This window comes from Pseudonocardia sulfidoxydans NBRC 16205, assembly GCF_007989085.1.
Classification (GTDB): Bacteria; Actinomycetota; Actinomycetes; order Mycobacteriales; family Pseudonocardiaceae; genus Pseudonocardia; species Pseudonocardia sulfidoxydans.
In genome coordinates this window covers 91,887-108,647 of sequence record NZ_BJVJ01000002.1, presented here as the reverse complement: position 1 = coordinate 108,647, position 16,761 = coordinate 91,887, and the positions used below count along the sequence as shown (strand labels likewise).

18 protein-coding genes are annotated in these 16,761 nt (G+C 73.7%); 10 read left to right on the top strand and 8 right to left on the bottom strand.

The window, feature by feature from the left end:
* The first annotated feature begins 127 nt into the window (after window positions 1-127).
* Both PSU4_RS01745 and PSU4_RS01740 read left to right on the top strand, forming a co-directional pair.
* Window positions 128-604: a bifunctional nuclease family protein gene (locus PSU4_RS01745; RefSeq protein WP_013675278.1), complete on the top strand. Its 477-nt coding sequence runs from the start codon at window positions 128-130 to the stop codon at window positions 602-604.
* A 152-nt stretch (window positions 605-756) separates the two neighbouring features.
* A complete protein-coding gene (locus PSU4_RS01740) occupies window positions 757-1,335 on the top strand; it encodes a MerR family transcriptional regulator (RefSeq protein ID WP_147102038.1) in 579 nt (192 codons plus the stop codon).
* A gap of 163 nt (window positions 1,336-1,498) precedes the next feature.
* Here the strand turns inward: PSU4_RS01740 and PSU4_RS01735 are convergent, their stop codons facing one another.
* The 3 genes from PSU4_RS01735 to PSU4_RS01725 form a co-directional block, all read right to left on the bottom strand.
* A complete protein-coding gene (locus PSU4_RS01735; protein WP_373866026.1) occupies window positions 1,499-2,386 on the bottom strand; it encodes a 3-methyladenine DNA glycosylase in 888 nt (295 codons plus the stop codon).
* 73 nt (window positions 2,387-2,459) lie between these two features.
* A complete protein-coding gene (locus tag PSU4_RS01730) occupies window positions 2,460-3,512 on the bottom strand; it encodes a hemolysin family protein (protein ID WP_147102036.1) in 1,053 nt (350 codons plus the stop codon).
* The gene (locus PSU4_RS01725) at window positions 3,502-4,836 is read right to left on the bottom strand and encodes a hemolysin family protein (RefSeq protein WP_147102034.1); all 1,335 of its coding nucleotides are present in this window, start codon (window positions 4,834-4,836) and stop codon (window positions 3,502-3,504) included. Before PSU4_RS01725 ends, PSU4_RS01730 begins: the two co-directional genes overlap by 11 nt.
* Before the next feature lie 486 nt (window positions 4,837-5,322).
* On the opposite strand from PSU4_RS01725, the gene coaA reads away from it, so the two are divergent.
* Together coaA and PSU4_RS01715 are read left to right on the top strand one after the other, a co-directional pair.
* Window positions 5,323-6,309 (top strand): type I pantothenate kinase, encoded by a 987-nt coding sequence (gene coaA / locus PSU4_RS01720; RefSeq protein WP_246114895.1) that lies wholly within the window; start codon window positions 5,323-5,325, stop codon window positions 6,307-6,309.
* 135 nt (window positions 6,310-6,444) lie between these two features.
* Window positions 6,445-6,942: a MarR family winged helix-turn-helix transcriptional regulator gene (locus PSU4_RS01715; RefSeq protein ID WP_147102032.1), complete on the top strand. Its 498-nt coding sequence runs from the start codon at window positions 6,445-6,447 to the stop codon at window positions 6,940-6,942.
* Window positions 6,943-6,962: 20 nt separating this feature from the next.
* Here PSU4_RS01715 and PSU4_RS01710 read toward each other — a convergent pair whose 3' ends face one another.
* Window positions 6,963-7,760: a DUF427 domain-containing protein gene (locus PSU4_RS01710; RefSeq protein ID WP_147102030.1), complete on the bottom strand. Its 798-nt coding sequence runs from the start codon at window positions 7,758-7,760 to the stop codon at window positions 6,963-6,965.
* A 222-nt stretch (window positions 7,761-7,982) separates the two neighbouring features.
* On the opposite strand from PSU4_RS01710, the gene PSU4_RS01705 reads away from it, so the two are divergent.
* Window positions 7,983-9,779, top strand: coding sequence for a serine/threonine-protein kinase (locus PSU4_RS01705; RefSeq protein ID WP_147102029.1), 1,797 nt, complete (start codon window positions 7,983-7,985; stop codon window positions 9,777-9,779).
* Window positions 9,780-9,796: 17 nt separating this feature from the next.
* On the opposite strand, the gene PSU4_RS01700 is transcribed toward PSU4_RS01705, so the two are convergent.
* Window positions 9,797-10,561, bottom strand: a complete 765-nt coding sequence (locus tag PSU4_RS01700; RefSeq protein WP_147102027.1) for a sulfite exporter TauE/SafE family protein — start codon at window positions 10,559-10,561, stop codon at window positions 9,797-9,799.
* A gap of 155 nt (window positions 10,562-10,716) precedes the next feature.
* Here PSU4_RS01700 and PSU4_RS01695 point away from each other — a divergent pair, with 155 nt between their 5' ends.
* The 3 genes from PSU4_RS01695 to PSU4_RS01685 all read left to right on the top strand — a co-directional run bounded on the left by PSU4_RS01695 (window position 10,717) and on the right by PSU4_RS01685 (window position 13,153).
* A complete protein-coding gene (locus tag PSU4_RS01695) occupies window positions 10,717-11,370 on the top strand; it encodes a DUF4232 domain-containing protein (RefSeq protein WP_147102025.1) in 654 nt (217 codons plus the stop codon).
* Between the two features lie 71 nt (window positions 11,371-11,441).
* Entirely contained in the window at window positions 11,442-12,173 is a 732-nt protein-coding gene (locus PSU4_RS01690; RefSeq protein WP_147102023.1) for an alpha/beta fold hydrolase, read from the top strand.
* A gap of 149 nt (window positions 12,174-12,322) precedes the next feature.
* Window positions 12,323-13,153, top strand: a complete 831-nt coding sequence (locus PSU4_RS01685) for a universal stress protein (RefSeq protein WP_186816691.1) — start codon at window positions 12,323-12,325, stop codon at window positions 13,151-13,153.
* 51 nt (window positions 13,154-13,204) lie between these two features.
* On the opposite strand, the gene PSU4_RS01680 is transcribed toward PSU4_RS01685, so the two are convergent.
* From PSU4_RS01680 to PSU4_RS01670, 3 genes are all read right to left on the bottom strand, one after another.
* Window positions 13,205-13,786 carry a Fic/DOC family protein gene (locus PSU4_RS01680; RefSeq protein ID WP_147102019.1) on the bottom strand — a complete coding sequence of 194 codons (582 nt, stop codon included), beginning with the start codon at window positions 13,784-13,786 and terminating at the stop codon, window positions 13,205-13,207.
* A gap of 12 nt (window positions 13,787-13,798) precedes the next feature.
* Window positions 13,799-14,119, bottom strand: a complete 321-nt coding sequence (locus tag PSU4_RS01675) for an antitoxin VbhA family protein (protein ID WP_147102017.1) — start codon at window positions 14,117-14,119, stop codon at window positions 13,799-13,801.
* A 104-nt stretch (window positions 14,120-14,223) separates the two neighbouring features.
* Window positions 14,224-14,823 (bottom strand): TetR/AcrR family transcriptional regulator, encoded by a 600-nt coding sequence (locus PSU4_RS01670; protein WP_373866025.1) that lies wholly within the window; start codon window positions 14,821-14,823, stop codon window positions 14,224-14,226.
* Between the two features lie 51 nt (window positions 14,824-14,874).
* Here PSU4_RS01670 and PSU4_RS01665 point away from each other — a divergent pair, with 51 nt between their 5' ends.
* Both PSU4_RS01665 and PSU4_RS01660 read left to right on the top strand, forming a co-directional pair.
* The gene (locus PSU4_RS01665) at window positions 14,875-15,915 is read left to right on the top strand and encodes a glycoside hydrolase family 113 protein (protein ID WP_147102013.1); all 1,041 of its coding nucleotides are present in this window, start codon (window positions 14,875-14,877) and stop codon (window positions 15,913-15,915) included.
* A 467-nt stretch (window positions 15,916-16,382) separates the two neighbouring features.
* On the top strand, window positions 16,383-16,757 hold the full coding sequence (locus PSU4_RS01660) for a hypothetical protein (RefSeq protein ID WP_147102012.1): 375 nt from the start codon (window positions 16,383-16,385) through the stop codon (window positions 16,755-16,757).
* Window positions 16,758-16,761 lie beyond the last annotated feature (4 nt).

The following is a 16,761-nucleotide window of genomic DNA, read 5'->3' as shown; positions in this document are numbered from 1 at the left end:
GCGAGGCGGCCCGTGTAGCGTCATCATGGTCAGACGCCGCGCGGTCCGACGGACGACGGAACCGGTTCCCCCGGGCCCCGTCCGGCAACGAGCGGAGTGCCGACGCACGACGGTGAGGAGGCGACGTATGAGCGAGATGCGCGTCGTGGGAGTCAGGGTCGAACTTCCCGCCAACCAGCCCATCCTCCTGCTGCGGGAGACGAGCGGCGACCGCTATCTGCCGATCTGGATCGGGTCCGTCGAGGCCACGGCCATCGCGCTGGAGCAGCAGGGCGTCAAGCCCGCACGCCCCCTCACCCACGATCTGCTCAAGGACGTGATCGGTGCGTTGGGCAGACGGCTCGAGCAGGTGCGGATCACCGACCTGCAGGAGGGCACCTTCTACGCCGAGCTGATCTTCGACGGCGGTGTGAAGGTGTCGGCGCGGCCGAGTGACTCGGTGGCGTTGGCGCTGCGGATCGGGGTGCCGATCCATGCCGACGAGAGCGTGCTCGCCGAGGCGGGTCTGGTCATCCCGGACGAGCAGGAGGACGAGGTCGAGAAGTTCCGCGAGTTCCTCGACTCCGTCTCGCCGGAGGACTTCCGGGGCGCTCAGCCTGGATGACGGACAGGTCACGATCAGGGCGACACGCCCATGATCGGGTGACACGGTCGGCGCGGCGCGTTGACCCAGCGCAGGGACTTGCTTACGGTCAGCATCGTTCTTATGGGTGAGGGACGGGCCCGCGGTCTCCGCGACCCGAGGGAAGGAGAGCCGTGGACGCGTCGCCGCCCGACGCGCCCGAGCAGGGCGAACTCTTCCCCGACCCACTCGTCGGCGAAGGCCTCGACGGGATGCCCGACCAGCTGGTCGGCTTCCGCGGCCCCACCGCGTGCCAGGTCGTCGGCATCACCTACCGGCAGCTCGACTACTGGGCCCGCACCGGGCTCGTCGTGCCGTCGATCCGCGGCGCGGCCGGCTCCGGCAGCCAGCGGCTCTACTCCTTCAAGGACGTCCTCGTCCTCAAGGTCGTGAAGCGGCTGCTCGACGCCGGGGTCTCGCTGCAGAACATCCGCGTCGCCGTGGAGCACCTGCGTCGCCGCGGGATAAGGGACCTGGCGGGCATCACGCTGTTCAGCGACGGCACGACCGTCTACGAGTGCGCCTCCCCCGAAGAGGTCGTCGACCTGCTGCAGGGCGGCCAAGGGGTGTTCGGGATCGCGGTCTCGGGTGCGATGCGTGAGATCAGCGGCTCGATCAAGGACTTCCCGGTCGAGCGTGCCGACGGCGGAACCGTCGACGACTCACCCGAGGACGAGCTGTCGCGGCGCCGGGCCCGCCGCGCCATCAGCTGACGCTGCGCCCGCCGGTCCGGCCCGGATCACCCCGTTCGGACACAGGGTCGCGCACGTAGCCGTCGACCCGTGCGCCGATCACGCGTCCTGTCCGGCACCAGGCCGGTATCCGCCTACACGTGAGGTCGTGAGCGGCGATAGTCGCTACAGCGACTATCGCCGCTCACCGGGTCGTCAGGGTCTCGCAGAGCGCGATCAGGCGCGACCGGAGCGGGGCGGCGCGTTCGGCGAAGCCCGCCTGCAGCCGCGCGTACTCGGCCCGGCCGGCCGGGATCTCGATCCGCACCGGCTCGTAGCCGTGCGCAGCCAGGTCGTAGGGGCTCGCCCGCATGTCCAGCTCGCGGACGTCGGCGGCCAGCTCGAAGCAGTCGGCCAGCAGCTCCGACGGGCAGCCCGGCGCGAGCTTGTAGGCCCACTTGTAGAGGTCCATCGTCGCGTGCAGGCACCCCGGCTGTTCGAGGGCGGCCTGGGTCTCCCGGGTCGGGGTGAGCGCGTTGCGGGGGCGGGCGGCGTCGGTGAAGAAGCGGAACGCGTCGTAGTGCGTGCAGCTCACCGGCAGCGACTCGACGACGGCGTCGGTCCCGGCGGAGCCCAGCCGCAGCGGCACCGCGTCGTGGCGGGGGGCGTCGGTGCGGTAGACCATCGCCCACTCGTGCAGCCCGAAACAGCCCAGCCGCGCGGGCCGCGACGCGGTGGCCGTGAGCAGGCCGGCGACGAACGCGGCGGTGGTGCGCAGCCGTGGCAGCGTCGTGGGGTCGAGGACGACGCCCCCGGGGCCATCGACGTACCCGGGCCGGTCGGCGAACTCCGCGGCGTCGCGCAGCGCGACGCCCGGCCCCGGATCCCAGCGCTCCAGCTGCGCCGGGCGCAGCGAGTAGTAGGTGAACAGGAAGTCCAGCACCGGGTGGGCCTCACCGCGGCGGCGCCGCTCCCGGTGCGGAGCGGTCCAGCGCGACACCCGCTCCCGGTGCGCCGCCGCGCGCTCGCGCCACTGCGGGCCGCCGAGCACACGCGTGGGGGCGTGGGCCGGGGCGTGGGGCGGCGCGGTCACCCGGCGACGGTACCGGCCGGACCCCGCGGGCACCGTCGGGTCCCACCGGGTGGCCCCCGAACCGGGCCCGGGGTCAGCCACTGGCGCGGGGGGTGTGCGTGGAGTCGCGCACCGTCCCGACGTAGGCCTCCAACAGGTCCTCCATCGCGACGACCCCGACCGTCCGCCCGGCCCCGGTGACGGCCCGGGCCAGGTGGGCGCGGGCGCTGCGCAGCGCGGCGAGCGCCTCGTCGAGTCGGGCGTCGGCGGGCACCTCGGGCAGCCCCCGGACCCGTGAGGCCGGCACCACCGCAGCCGGGTCGTCGACGACGTCGAGAATGTCCTTGACGTGCAGGTACCCGACGAGACGCTGGTCGTCGCCGCGCAGCGGGAACCGGGAGAAGCCCGTCTCCTCGACGGCGGCCGCGACCTCCCCGACCGTCGGTGTCGGCGACAACGTCACCAGGTCGGCGAGGGGGACGACGACGTCGTCGACCGTGGCCTCCGCGGACCGCAGGGTCCGCGACAGCCGGCTGGACTCCTCGTCGTCGAGCAGGCCCTCGCGGCGCGAGTCGGAGATCATCTCGGCGAGCTCGCCGCTGGTGAACGCCGACTCCAGCTCGTCGCGCGGCTCGACGCGCAGCAGCCGCAGCACGGAGTTGGCCATCCAGTTGAACACCGACACGACCGGGCTCGCGATGCGCGTCCACACCAGGAACGGCGGCACCAGCAGCGCCGCGGTGCGTTCCGGGCCGGCGATCGCGATGTTCTTGGGCACCATCTCGCCGAGCACCATGTGCGCGACGACGACGATCACCAGCGAGATCGCGAACGCGATGGGGTGCAGCAGCCCCTCGGGCAGCCCGAGCAGCTGGAAGGGCCGTTCGATGAGGTGCGCGACGGCGGGCTCGCCGAGGCGGCCCAGCAGCAGCGACGCGATCGTGATGCCCAGCTGGGAGGCCGCGAGCATCCGCGACAGGTCGGCCGACGCGGCCAGCACCGTGCGCGCGGCCGCGTCGCCGGCCTGTGCCATGGCCTCCAGCCGGTCGCGCCGCGCCGAGATCAGGGCGAACTCGGCGCCGACGAAGAACGCGTTGGCCAGCAGCAGCAGGATCGCGGCCAGCAGCGAGAGGACGTCACTGCCCATCGAGAACCCCTTCGGCGGTGGGGCGGCGGGCCAGGCGCAGCTCGGCGATGCGGTGCCGGTCGCGGCGCATCACCGTCAGCCGCCAGTCGTCGACGGTCAGGTCGTCGCCCACGTCGGGGATGCGGCCCAGGCGCAACAGGACCAGCCCCGCGAGGGTCTCGTAGTCGCCCTCGGGCATCTGGAAGCCGGTGGCGTCGGCGACCTCGTCGGCGCGCAGCAGCCCCGACACCACCCACGAGTCGCGGCCCAGCGGGCGCACGGTGGGCTGTTCGGCGCGGTCGTGCTCGTCACGGACGTCGCCGACGATCTCCTCGACCAGGTCCTCCAGCGTCACGATCCCCGCGGTGCCGCCGTACTCGTCGACGACGACGGCCATCTGCAGCCCGGAGTCGCGCAGCCGGGTCAGCAGTGCGTCGCCGTCGAGGGACTCCGGCACGGTCGGCGCCACCTGCACGAGCTCACGTACCGGGGTGTGGGGCCGGTCGGGGGCGGGCACGGCGAACGCCTGCTTGACGTGGACGAGGCCGAGGACGGCGTCGGGGTCGCCGTCGTGGACGGGGAAGCGGGAGAACCCGGACATGCGGGAGAGCAGGACGAGGTCGGCGACGGTGTCGTCGGCGTCGAGCGCGGTCATCCGCACGCGTGGGGTCATCAGGTCCTCGGCGACGCGGTCGGTGAACCGCAGCGAACGGTCCATCAGGGTGGCGGTGCCCTCGTCGAGGGTGCCGTGCGCCGCCGACGCCCGGACCAGTGAGCTGAGCTCGTGCGGGGCGCGCGCCGAACGCAGCTCCTCCGCGGGCTCGACCCCGAACTTGCGGACCACGCCGTTGGCGGCCCGGTTGAGCCCGACGATGAGCCACCGGAACGTCGCCGAGAACCCGGCCTGCAGCCACACGACGGCGCGGGCGGTGGCCAGCGGGCGGGCGATAGCGATGTTCTTGGGCACCAGCTCCCCGAACACCATCGACAGGGCGGTGGCCAGGACCAGCGACAACGCCGTCGCGAGGCCCGCGGCCCAGCCGTCGGACATGCCCGTCGCCGACAGGCCCGGACGGATCAGCTCGGCGATCGCGGGTTCGGCGATGTAGCCGGTGGCCAGTGTCGTCACCGTGATCAGCAGCTGGGCGCCGGAGAGCTGGAACGACAGCCCACGGTGGGCGCTGCGGACGACGGCGGCGCGCCGGTCGCCCGCGCGCGCGACGTGGGCGTCGACCTGGCTGCGTTCGAGCGCGGTGAGGGAGAACTCCGACGCGACCGCGACCGCGGTGCCGAACGTCAGCGCCAGCACGGCGACGAGGCCGAGCACCGAGAACAGGACGGTCACCGTGGCGCGTCCCGGCCGGGGCGGGGGGAGGAGGGGGACACTGCTGCTCCTGGACGTTCGTCGACGGGCGTCGCACCGGCCGCGGTGCCCTGGCCGCGGGCACCGGCGGCGACGCCCTGGCCACGGCCGGTCCGGTGCGGCGGACCGAGTGTAGGACGTGGCGGGCGGCCCGGCCGGGCCACCGCGCAGCTCACGGTCGCGGGCGGCCGGCAACGGGTCGGACGGGCCCAGCAGCCGCAGCGCGGGAACACCGACCGGTGACCGACGGGTCGAGCTCGACGACGGTCACCGGTCGGGTCCGTGAGCGGTGGTCCGACATACCCGCCGACGTGCCCGAGGGCAGGAACCCTTGTGAGTGGCAATAGTCGCTCCAGCGACTATTGCCACTCACAGGGTTCGTCGGCGGCGGTGCGACCGACGTCACGGCGCCCATCGCAGGTCGCGGCGTCTACCTTTGACGACCATGTCGACCTGTTCGTGGCGACGGTGGCCGACGAAGGCGCCGAGGTGACCCGCTCGGCGGGGGTTCGCGATGGCGTGGGGTCCTCGCCGTTCGTCGACTTCGACCGCGACGCCTGGGCACGGCTGGGCACGGCGACGCCGCTGCCGCTGACGGCCCACGAGCTCGAGCAGGTCCGCAGCCTCGGCGACTTCGTCGACCTCGACGAGGTCCGCCAGGTGTACCTGCCCCTGTCGCGGCTGCTGACCCTGCACGTCCAGGAGGGCGGGCGGCTCTACCGGGCCTACCGCAACTTCCTCGGCGGCACGACGGCCCGCACCCCGTTCGTCATCGGGATCGCCGGGTCGGTGTCGGTGGGCAAGTCGACGACGGCGCGCCTGCTGCGCCTGCTGCTCGCCCGCTGGCCGCAGCACCCCCGCGTCGAGCTGATCACCACCGACGGGTTCCTGTACCCGAACGCGGAGCTCGAACGCCGGAACCTGCTGCAGCGCAAGGGTTTCCCGGAGTCCTACGACCGGCGCGCGCTGCTGCGGTTCATCACCGAGATCAAGGCCGGCCGCCCCGAGGTTGTCGCGCCGGTCTACTCCCACCTCGTCTACGACATCGTCGAGGGCGAACAGACGGTGGTGCGCAAGCCCGACATCCTGATCGTCGAGGGCCTCAACGTGCTGCAGCCGGCCCAGCCGAGCCTGTCGCGCGGGGGAGCGCTGGCGGTCAGCGACTTCATCGACTTCTCCGTCTACGTCGACGCCGCCACCGAGGACATCCGGCAGTGGTACGTCAACCGGTTCCTACGGCTGCGCGAGACGGCCTTCCGGGACCCGGCGTCGTACTTCCGCCGCTACGCCGCCCTCGACGAGCCGGCCGCGATCGAGCGGGCCCGGTCGATCTGGGCGGAGATCAACGGCCCCAACCTGGAGGAGAACATCCTGCCGACGCGGGGACGGGCGAGTCTGGTGCTGCGCAAGGGCCACAACCACGCGGTCACCGGGATCCGGCTGCGGAAGGTCTGAGCGGGGTCCCGGCCGGCGGGGGGCGGGGTCGTCGCACGTCACGGGCGAGCCGCCGTCGTCGGTAGTGGACGGTGCTGGCACCATGAACGGATGCGAGGCGGTGCCGACGTGGCGGGCCCGGAGGTGGCGGGCGGCATGGACGAAGCTGACGATCTGCGCGCGGCCGGGGAGTCCCCGACGCCCCTGGCGGCCCGGCTCGGGCTCGTCGTGGGCCGGCTCAACCGGCGCATCCGCATCGACGGCCGGCAGTCGGTCCCGCCGCTGCAGCTGTCGACGTTGGTGACCGTCGAGCAGAAGGGTCCGCTGCGCCTGTCCGAGCTGGCCCGCCGCGAGGCCGTCACCGCGCCGACGATGAGCCGGGTCCTCACCGCGCTCGACGAGCAGGGCCTCGTCGTCCGCACCGTCGACCCCGACGACGCCCGCGGCGTGCTGATCACGTTGTCCGACAAGGGTGCCGGGGTTCTGTCGGAGGTGCGCAACCACCGCACCGCGCTACTGGCCCGCCGGCTGCGCCGGCTCGACCCGGCCCAGGTCGCCGCGCTGACCGAGGCGCTGCCCGCCCTCGAGGCGCTGCTGGTCGAGGACTCCGACGGCGGGTCGTCGGCCCGACCGGTCGGCCCGGACGGCCGCTGACCTCGACCGCCGACGGTGAGTCAGACGGTGAGTCCGTCGGCGACGACCGTCAGCTCCTCGTGGTCGAACGACAGCAGCCCGGCGATCCGGGCCGACTCCGGCAGCGGGTCCGGGTAGGTCCACGCGGCGTTCTCCAGCAGTCGCCCGTCGGGCAGCCGCACCCCGCGGTAGGACGCCTCGCCCTTGTAGGGGCAGCGGGTGCGGGTGGGGCTCGGCTCCAGCGGCACCACCACGTCCTGCTCGCGCAGGTACCAGCGCCACGGCAACCCGGTCTCGCACAACAGCGTCGCGGTCCGGCTCTCCGCGACGACGACGTCGCCGTGGCGGACCTGCACGTGCCGGCTCGTCGGCCGGATGTCCACGCGCGTGTACGGGTCGGTGAGGTGGGCGTACACCTGCTCGTCCTCGTCGAACCAGGCGTCGCACGCCGTCCAGTACAGCGCGGCGCGCCCGGCCAGCCAGGGCGCCGCGGGCCGGGGCTGCGGGTAGGACCAGACGGCGTTCTCGGCGACCCGGTCGCCGACGCGCAGCGAGTGGTAGGCGGCGTCGCCCTTGAACGGGCAGAACGTCGTGTGCTCCGACTCGACGAGGACGTCGGCGTCGAGGTCGGCGAACGGCACGTACAGCACCGGCAGCAGCGCGGTCTCGTGCAGCAGCAGCCCGTCGCGGGTGTCGAGGATCGTGCGTCCGGCGAACTCCGCCCGGACCCGTCGCTCGAAGGGGTGGGCGAGCAGCTTGTGCGGCGGTCCGTCGATCACGTAGTTGACGGTGTCGGGCGCGGTCGGCGACAGCGGTCCGTAGGTGCGGGTGAGGCCCACGGGAGGCTCCTTCGGCGGGGGATCGGGCGGGGGCGTGACCTCAGCCTGCACCCCCGGCGCGTGCGCCGCCCCTTCCGCGCCGGGTTCGACGTCCGGCCGGCCGGGGTGGCGCCCGCACGGCCACTGACGGGCAGCACCGACGGTTGCGGGGCGTGCGGTGCGCCGCCCCGGAGCCGGCGCCTGACATAGTGGACGGGACGGACCGGGGGAGGGCGGGGAGTCGTGGACACGCTGGCCGCGGTTCTGGCCGGGTTGCTCAACAACCTGCGCAGCATCGGCCCCGACGTGTGCCCGGGCCCCTGGGCGTGGGCCACCACGGTCCTCGGCATCGCCGTCGGCCTGCTGCCCACGGTCGGCACCGTCGGTGTCGCGCTCCTGCGCAAGCGCATCGGTTCCCGCTACAACGCCGCCCAGGGCGGCGCGCTCGCACTCATCGGGATCGTCACGTGCGGGCTGCTGCCACTGCTCGCGTTCTCCGCCGTCGGGCGGGTGTTCTCCGCCGCCGCGGCCGGGGGCGACGTCCCCGGCCTCACCACCGCCCAGGCCGGCAACCTCGGCACCCAGGTGTGCGTCGCCGGTGCGCAGTCGCAGTATCTCGGCGCCGGAACGGTCGGCGACGCCTTCGACCCCGCCGACCCGGTCCGGCTCGGGCTCGCCGTCGTGCTGCTCGTCGTCGCCCCGATCGTCGCGACGCTGTTCGTCCTCGCCCAGGTCCGCCTCGCCCTGCGCCGCGGGCCGGCGTGGCCGTCGCGGTTCTTCTGGCTGCCGTTCCTCGCCCTCGCGCTGGTCACCGTCGGTACCCCGGCCGGGTCGTCGCAGCACCTGTGGATCGGTGTGAGCATCGGGGCGTTCGTCGGCGTCGTGCTCACCGCCATGGTCGGGGCGCCCCGGGCCGACGTCGTCGCCCGCTCACTCAATCCCGGGCCCGCCGCCGACCGGCGGGGCGCCGGGACGCGCGGGGCCCAGCCCGTCCCGGCCCAGCGCCACGACCCGGCACAGCGTCACGACCCGGCCGCACAGTCCCGGCCCGTGCCCCCGCCCGTGCGGCCGCCGTCGACGCAGACCCGCGTCCCGCCGCCGCGCACCCTCGTCGCACCCGCCCCCACCGGCGGCGCGCCCGTGCCGCCGCCGGTGTTCCCGGCGGCCGCGGTGCAGCGTCCCGTGCGCGGCAACCGGTTCTCCCCGATCCGGCGCATCGGCGCCGGGGGGTTCGGACGGGTCGTGCTCGCCCACGACGCCAAGCTCGGCATGACCGTCGCCCTCAAGGCCGCGCACGCGCCCGACGCCGAGACCGAGGAACGCATCCGCCGCGAGGCCGCCGCGCTCGCCGCCGTGCGCCACCCCAACTGCGTGCGCATCCTCGACCTCGTGCACGCCCGCAGCGACCCCGGGCTGGCGGGGCTCGACGGCATGGTCATCGTCATGGAGTACGTGCAGGGCTCCTCGCTGGGTGAGCTGGTGCAGCAGCGCGGCCCGCTCGACGACGTCGCCGCCGCCCGCGTCTGGTCCGGTGTCGCCGGTGCCCTGCACGCCGCCCACACCCGCGGCGTCCTGCATCGCGACGTCAAGCCCGGCAACGTCATCGTCGACCCCGCAGGCGTCGCCCACCTCATCGACTTCGGCATCGCCCGCCGCACCGGCGACGCCACCCTGACCATGGCCGGCTACGTCCTCGGCACGCCCGACTACCTCGCGCCCGAGGTCGCCGGCGGGAAGAAGGCCAGCCCGGGGTCGGACTGCTGGCAGCTCGCGGCCACGGTCTCCTACGCCCTCGCCGGGTTCCCGCCCCGCGGCGGCCACCCCGACGCGGTGTCGGGCCTGCGGGCGGCCGCGGCCGGGGCCAAGCTCAGCCACCTGCCGCGGCGCAGCGCGCACCTGTCGCTGCTCAAGTCCGCGATGCGCAACGAGCCCGCCAAGCGTCCCGACCTGCCGACGATCCAGCGCGGCCTCGACGACTGGCTGCGCCGCCACGGCGGCGCCACGACGGGGGCGGTCACGGCCGGGACCGGGCGGCGCTGAGCGCGAGGAGCGCGCTGCTAGAACGCGTCGATCGCCAGCGTGATCGCCAGCCCGATGCCCGCCAGCCCGATCCCGGTGCGCAGCAGCGTCGTCGGGATGCGCCGGGCCAGCGCCGGTCCCACCCACGACCCGGCCAGCACACCGATCGCCATCGGCGCCACCGCGACCCAGCGGACGTCGCCGAGGAACGCGAACGCGATCGCCGCGGTCCCGTTGGACAGCCCCAGCAGCGCGTTCTTGAGACCGTTGGCCTGCAGCAGCGACAGCGGCAGCCCGATCAGCAGCAACGTCAGGATCAGCACGCCCGCCGCGGCCCCGAAGTAGCCGGCGTAGACCCCGACCAGCCCGATCGCCGCCAGCACCAGGACCCGGGACCGTCGCGACGGCTCCGCACCCGCCTCCGGGGCGACGGCCGCGCTGATCCACGGCTGGAGCAGCAACACCGCCGATGCCCCGGCGACCAGGAACGGCACGACCTTCTCGAACCCGCCCGGTGGGGTCAGGAACAGCAGCCCCGCCCCCACCGCGCCCCCGCCGACGACGATCGGCGCCATCGTCCGCACCCGGTGCCCCTGGCCCGCGAGCTCGGGACGCGACCCCGCCACCGACCCGATCGTGGCGGCCATGAGCGCCACGGTGTTCGTCATGTTCGCGGTCGTGGGCGGCAGCCCGACGGCGAGCAGCGCCGGGTAGGAGAACAGGGAGGCGAGCCCCGCCATCGACCCCGACAGTCCCGCCCCGAACCCGGCGACGAGCAACAGCAGCAGGTCACCGACGCTCACGATGGCCGACCCTAATCCGGTGGCTACGCTGCGCCGGGACCGGTCGGACGATCATGGGATGCGATGTTCGGCCCAACCGTTCGACGTGTGGGAGCAACCTTTCGTCGCGCCGCACGTCGTTGTCAGTGAAGGACGATCAGACGGGGGAGAGCGCGATGCGTATGCGCGACAAGCGAATCGGGACATTTCTGGCAGCCGTCGCGGCCACGGCCGTGCTGGCCGGATGTTCCGGAGGCACCGACGAGGTCAACGGCGGCACACCGGCCACGACGACGGCTGCACCGGCGGCGACCACGGCCGCGCCGGGCGCCACCGCGGTGACGATGCCCGCCGCCGACTCCGGGGCCGGCACCGGCAGCCAGGCCGACGGGGGAGGCGCGGCCGGGGTGCCGCGCTGCACGTCGGCGGAGCTGACCCTGACCCTCGGCCAGGGCGACGCCGGCGCCGGATCGGTGTACCGGCCGCTCGTCTTCACCAACAAGGGCAGCCGCACGTGCGAGCTGACCGGCTTCCCCGGTGTCTCCTACGTAGCGGGCGACGACGGTCACCAGGTCGGCCCGGCCGCGGTGATGAACGGGCCGCACGGGCCGGAGATCTCGATGGCGCCCGGGAGGTCCTCGCAGGCGCAGGTGCAGTTCGTGCAGGTCGCCAACTTCGACGCGGCCGTCTGCAAGCCGACCGCGGTGCGTGGCCTGCGGGTCTACCCGCCGGGGGAGACCGCGTCGATGTTCGTGCCGATGGAGGGCATGGGCTGCGCCGGCGACCCTCCCGGCCCGCAGCTGTCGGTCCAGACGATGACCGCCGCCTGACCGATGAGTTCCGGGCCCTCCCGTCGTCGTAGGAGGTGACAGCGGTGACGGCGACGGCGAGGAGCACCGACATGACCGACGACACGCCCACGACGTTCGTGCTGGTCCCCGGGGCGGGCGGGGAGGCGTGGTTCTGGCATCTGCTCGTGCCGCAGCTGCGCGCGCTCGGTCACGACGCGGTGACCATGGACCTCCCCGCGGGCGACGAGCGGGCCGGCCTCGACGAGTACGCCGAGGTCGTGCTGGCCGCGCTGCCGCCGGCGGGTGGGCGCACGGTCGTCGTCGGGCAGTCGATGGGTGGGCTGACCGCCACGCTCGTGGCGGCGCGCGCCCCCGTCGACATGCTGGTGCTGCTCAACGCGATGGTGCCGCGGCCGGGGGAGACACCGGGCGAGTGGTGGACGAACACCGGCTTCGACCAGGCCCGCGAGGCCGAGGCGGCCCGCCACGGCGACGACCCCGGGGATGTCATGGCCGCGTTCTTCCACGACGTCCCCGACGCGGTGCGGGTCGCGGCCGAGGAGCGCGGCGACCCGGAACAGACCGCGACGCCGTTCGCGCTCCCGTGGCCGCTCGACGCCTGGCCGAACGTGCCGACGCGGTTCCTGCAGGGCCGCGACGACCGGTTCTTCCCGCTGGCGTTCCAGCAGGCCCAGGTCGCCGACCGGCTCGGGATCGAGGTCGACGAGATGGCGGGGGGTCATCTCGTCGCGCTGAGCCGCCCGGCCGAGCTGGCGGCGCGGCTCGACGCCTACGCCGCCGAGCTCACCGAAGCGCTACGGGCCACCGGTTCGCGGTCCTGACCGGCGGTGTGACCGCACGCTCGATCAGCACGACCGGCTCGCCGGTGAACTCGTGCGTGTCCGGCACGGAGCTGACACCCTCGGGGGTGGCGGCGCGGACCGATCTGCGGTAGTCCGGGAGCCTGCACCGTTCACCGGGAGGGCGCCCCGTGGTCAACGAGATCATCGCCCACATCCGCAGGTCCGTCGCGGTCGGCGTCGACGGCTCACCCGCCTCGCTGCAGGCCACCCGCTGGGCCGCGGGCGAGGCGGTGCGCCGCGGGGGACCGCTGCGCCTCGTCGCCGCGGCCATGTCGCCGATGCTGCAGCCCATGGGCGTCGAACAGGTCGCCCCCACCCGCACCCGTGACGCCCTCACCGGCGCGGCTGCCGAGGCCCTCGCCGACGCCGCGCAGGTCGCGGCCGAGGTCGCGCCCGGCCTGGAGATCGTCCGGGAGCTCCGCGGAGGTTCCGCCCCGCTCGTGCTGATGGCCGAGTCCGAGTGGGCCGGGGTGCTCGTCGTGGGGACCCGGGGGAGAGGGCGGGTGGGCGCCTTCCTGTCCGGGTCGATGGCCGTCGCCGTCACCGCGATCGCCATGTCGCCGGTCGTCGTCGTCCGCGGGGACCTCGACCACGCAGGTCGTCCCGGCGCGCCGGTGATCGTCGCCGCCGACGGGTCCGCGGCCGGCAGCGCCGCCCGACGCTTCGCCGCCGACGCCGCGGCGGTCCGCACCGCGCCGCTCGTCGTCGTCCACTCCGGGACGGCGCAGGTCCCGCTCGACGAGACCGTCTCCGCGGTCGGTCCGCCGGTCGAGCACGTCGCCCGGGCCGAGGACGCCACGCGGGTGCTGCCGCAGCTCTCCCACGGTGCCGCGCTCGTCGTCGTCGGGGTCGGGGCGCGCGGCCGGCGCCTCGACGGGCCCGCCGCCCCCGTCGTCCGTGAGCTGCTGCGGACCTCGGCCTGCCCGGTCGCCGTCGTCCGGCACCTACCGTCGCGCTGACCGCGGGGCTCGGCCCGTGCCCTGCGGTCGGCGCCGAGGGCCCCGGCGTCGCTACGAGCTGGTCGACAGGCGGTCGAGCATGGCCCGCAACGGTTTCGGGTTGCCGTCGTGGGCCGCGCGGGAGGCGAAGGTGTTCTCGTCGGCGTCCAGTGTCGACCAGTCCAGCCGGTGCCCGGCGTCGCGGGCCAGCTGGGCGAGCAGCGCGCGCTGCGTCCGGCCGTTGCCCTCGCGGAACGGATGCAGGAAGGTCAGCGCGGCGAGGAGCTCGGTCAGCTCGTCGAGGAACGGCTCCCGGCCGAGGCCGCGAAGGTGGTCGCGGGCGGCGAGGGCGAGGAACACCTGCCCACCGCGGCGCGCGATGTCCTCGGGCGGGCAGAACATGTGCCCGGCCTTGCCCAGCGAGACCGTGCGCAGCTCACCGGCCCACGGGTAGAGGTCGCCGAACACGAACCGGTGGACGGCCTGCAGGTGCGCGAGATCGTAGTAGCCCCGCACAGGGTGCCGGGCCAGCTCGGCCAGCGCGTTCGTCGCGATGTCGGCCTCGGCCTGGCTCAGCACCGCAGGGTCGGTGATCCCCAGCCGGTTGAGCAGCACCCCGGTCCCGAGATCCAGACACGGATCCCAGTCCGCCACGGATACCGACGATCAGCGCCGGTAGTGGGCCAGCAACCGGGCGCGGGCCTCGTCGTAGGTGAGGTCACCGTCGGCGACCTCACGCATGACGGCCTCGCCGACCTCACTCAGCTGGAGCCCCTCGGCCCGGGTCGAGCCGATCGCCCCGGCGACGGCGGCGCGCCGCTCGTCGGCCAGCAGCTGGGCGTACCGGTCCGCGGAGAGGAGGACGACCTCGGCCCGGCGGTGGCGCCCCGCGTACACCGGCGACCCGGACGGCCCGCGCACCTGCGTCATCGCGTCGGCCAGGTGCTCGCGCAGCTCGCTGATCGAGAGGACCTCGGGGATGCTCACCCGCGAAAGCGTACTGGAACCTGTACAGGTTCGCGTACACCGACCTCCGCTGACGTCCCCGTCCGTGCGCCCCGACGACAGGGGAGCGAACCGGCAGCGGCGGCTCAGTTCCTCGGACCGCGCCCGCGGACCAACGGCAGGAAGATCTCGTCGACGATCTCGACGAGAACCGGGTCGGGGAGCCGTGAGGCGCCGCGCACGGCGTACTCGGCGCGGACCAACGTCATCGGCAGCGTCGCCACACGCGGATGAACCGCCTCCGGCGGCGCCTCGCCGCGGGCGACGGCCCGGCCGAGGAGCGTGAACCAGGCGGCGCTCATCGCGTCACCGCCGGCCTGCTCCCGGAGCAGCTCCACGAGGGCCGGCTCGTCGGCGGCGGCCGCCAGTAGGTCGCGCAGGATCGCCCCACGCGGTGAGGACCAGGTGTCGTTGACCTGCCGCAGCAGCGCCAGTACGTCACCACGGAGATCGCCGGTGTCCACCTCAGGGGTACGAGATTCGGCGATGTAGCGATAGGCGGCGACGCCGAGGGCGGCGCGTCGCGGCCAGCGCCGGTAGATCGCGTTCTTGTTCGTACCGGCACGCCGGGCGACGTTGTCCATGGTCATGCCCGCATAGCCGGAGGTGGCCAGCTCCTCGGCAGCCGCGTGCAGGATCGCCCGCTCCAGTTCCGGTCCTCGCCGCCGCCCGCTCACGGTACGCACCGTACCCAACTGTGCTAGTAAGGTACTGACCGTACCTAATAGGAGGCAGTTTTGCGGGCATGGGGCGTCACCTACGACACCGGCTTCACCAACTGCGGGACCACGACACACGAACCGTTCGACCCCGACGTCGTCGCCGAGGACATGCGGGTCATCCGCGAGAACCTGCGCGCCGACGCCGTCCGGATCACCGGTGGCGTCGCCGACCGCCTCGAGATCGCGGCACGACACGCCGCAGCCGTCGGCCTGGAGGTCTGGTACTGCCCGTTCACCAACGACCTGACCAGCGAGGAGCTGCTGGAGTTCATCCTGGACGCCGCCGAGCGCGCCGAGCGGGTCCGACGCGACGGCGCCGACGTCCGGTTCCTCACCGGCTCGGAGATCAGCCTCATGACGATCGGGCTCATGCCCGGCAGCACCCTGACCGAGCGGGCCGCCGTCCTCGCCGACCCGGCCGCGGTCCGCGAGGTCCTGCCCGACCTGCGACGACGAACCGCCGCCCTGCTCGCCCGTGCGGTCACCGGTGCCCGCGAGCGGTTCAGCGGACCGATAGCGTACGCGTCGCTCCCACTGGAGGGCGTCGACTGGGCGGCTTTCGACTTCATCGCGACCGACGCCGGCTACCGCGACGCCGCCAACGCCGCGGACCTGCCCGCGAACCTCGCGGCCATGACCTCGCAGGGGAAGCCGTTCACCGTCACCGAGTTCGGCTGCGCCGCCTTCACCGGAGCCGCGGACCGGGGCAGCCGCAGCGACATCGTCGTCTACGACGAGCGCAGCGGCCGGGCCACGGGGCTCACCGAGGTCGTCGAGCGCGACGAGGACGAACAGGCTGCCTACCTGCTCGATCTCCTCGAGGTCTACGACACCGCCGGCGTGGACACCGCGTTCGTCTACACCTTCGCCTCGCGGCACCTACCGACGTCGGAGGATCCTGACCAGGACTTCGATCTCGGCAGCTTCGGGATCGTGAAGGTGCTCCCGAAAGGCACCACCGGCAGCACCTTCCCGGGGATGCCGTGGGAACCCAAGGCCGCCTTCACCGCGCTGGCCGACTACGGCCGGACCAGAGCACAGCGACCCGCGAGCTGACCGACCGAGGGGCGCGGCCTGTCGACGTCCGGCACGGACTTCCCCCTTGCCTCTGGAGTACGCGTTGCGAACCTGGACCATGAGAGAGGGGAAGAGCGCGATGCAGCTCAGGACGGTCATAATGTCATAACGTCGATTATCGGATGTTGATGGGCGAAGCCGAGAGGGGCCTGGCGGGCACCTGTATCGAGTTCGACGCGAGACCGCCGACGCCGCTGACGGCACCCTGATGTCGAGCTCGGCGCATCCCGTGACACCCGACGCCGGACGGCCGCCATGCCGATGACGGCGAGAGGTCGCCGCCGAGAAGCCTTGGGCAGCAACGGATCCCGCTCTCCCGACCCCGCCGGGCCACGCCGTAACTGTCATAATTTCCACCCACTCCGTGGTGCAGGCGGATCGGCCGGGGTCGGTGAGAGCTGCCGTCAGGCGGAGCGCGAGGTCCGCGGCGGCTCTACCATCCCTCGATGGCGACGAGCGACGACGATCTGGGCCGGGCGGACGGGCTGCCCCTCTCCGACGACCAGCGGTCCGAGCTGCTCGCCCGCCAGGCGCGCCTCGACGAGGCACGCGCAGCGGTCGAGGCGGCTCAGACCGACCGCGACGCGTACCTGGTCGAGCTGGACGACGCGGGCGTGGGGGCGACCGAGTCGGCACGTGCACTCGGGCTGCTCCGGGCGAGCGTGGAGAAGGTCCTGACTACGCACCGCAAGTCCGAGGTCGCCGAACGCCTCGCCGCCGAGGTACCACAGGCGACGGCGCGTTCGGCGCTCGACCGCGCCCAGGAACGCGTCGACAAGGCGTTCGACGACGACAAGGCGTTCGACGACCCGGCCGGATAGAGAT

Excerpts from the sequence above, each read along its gene's own strand:
- PSU4_RS01745 (WP_013675278.1), top strand. The coding sequence starts at position 128 with ATGAGCGAGATGCGCGTCGTGGGAGTCAGGGTCGAACTTCCCGCCAAC.
- PSU4_RS01730 (WP_147102036.1), bottom strand. The coding sequence starts at position 3,512 with ATGGGCAGTGACGTCCTCTCGCTGCTGGCCGCGATCCTGCTGCTGCTG.
- PSU4_RS01715 (WP_147102032.1), top strand. The coding sequence starts at position 6,445 with ATGGACGAAGCTGACGATCTGCGCGCGGCCGGGGAGTCCCCGACGCCC.
- PSU4_RS01695 (WP_147102025.1), top strand. The coding sequence starts at position 10,717 with ATGCGTATGCGCGACAAGCGAATCGGGACATTTCTGGCAGCCGTCGCG.
- PSU4_RS01690 (WP_147102023.1), top strand. The coding sequence starts at position 11,442 with ATGACCGACGACACGCCCACGACGTTCGTGCTGGTCCCCGGGGCGGGC.
- PSU4_RS01660 (WP_147102012.1), top strand. The coding sequence starts at position 16,383 with ATGGCGACGAGCGACGACGATCTGGGCCGGGCGGACGGGCTGCCCCTC.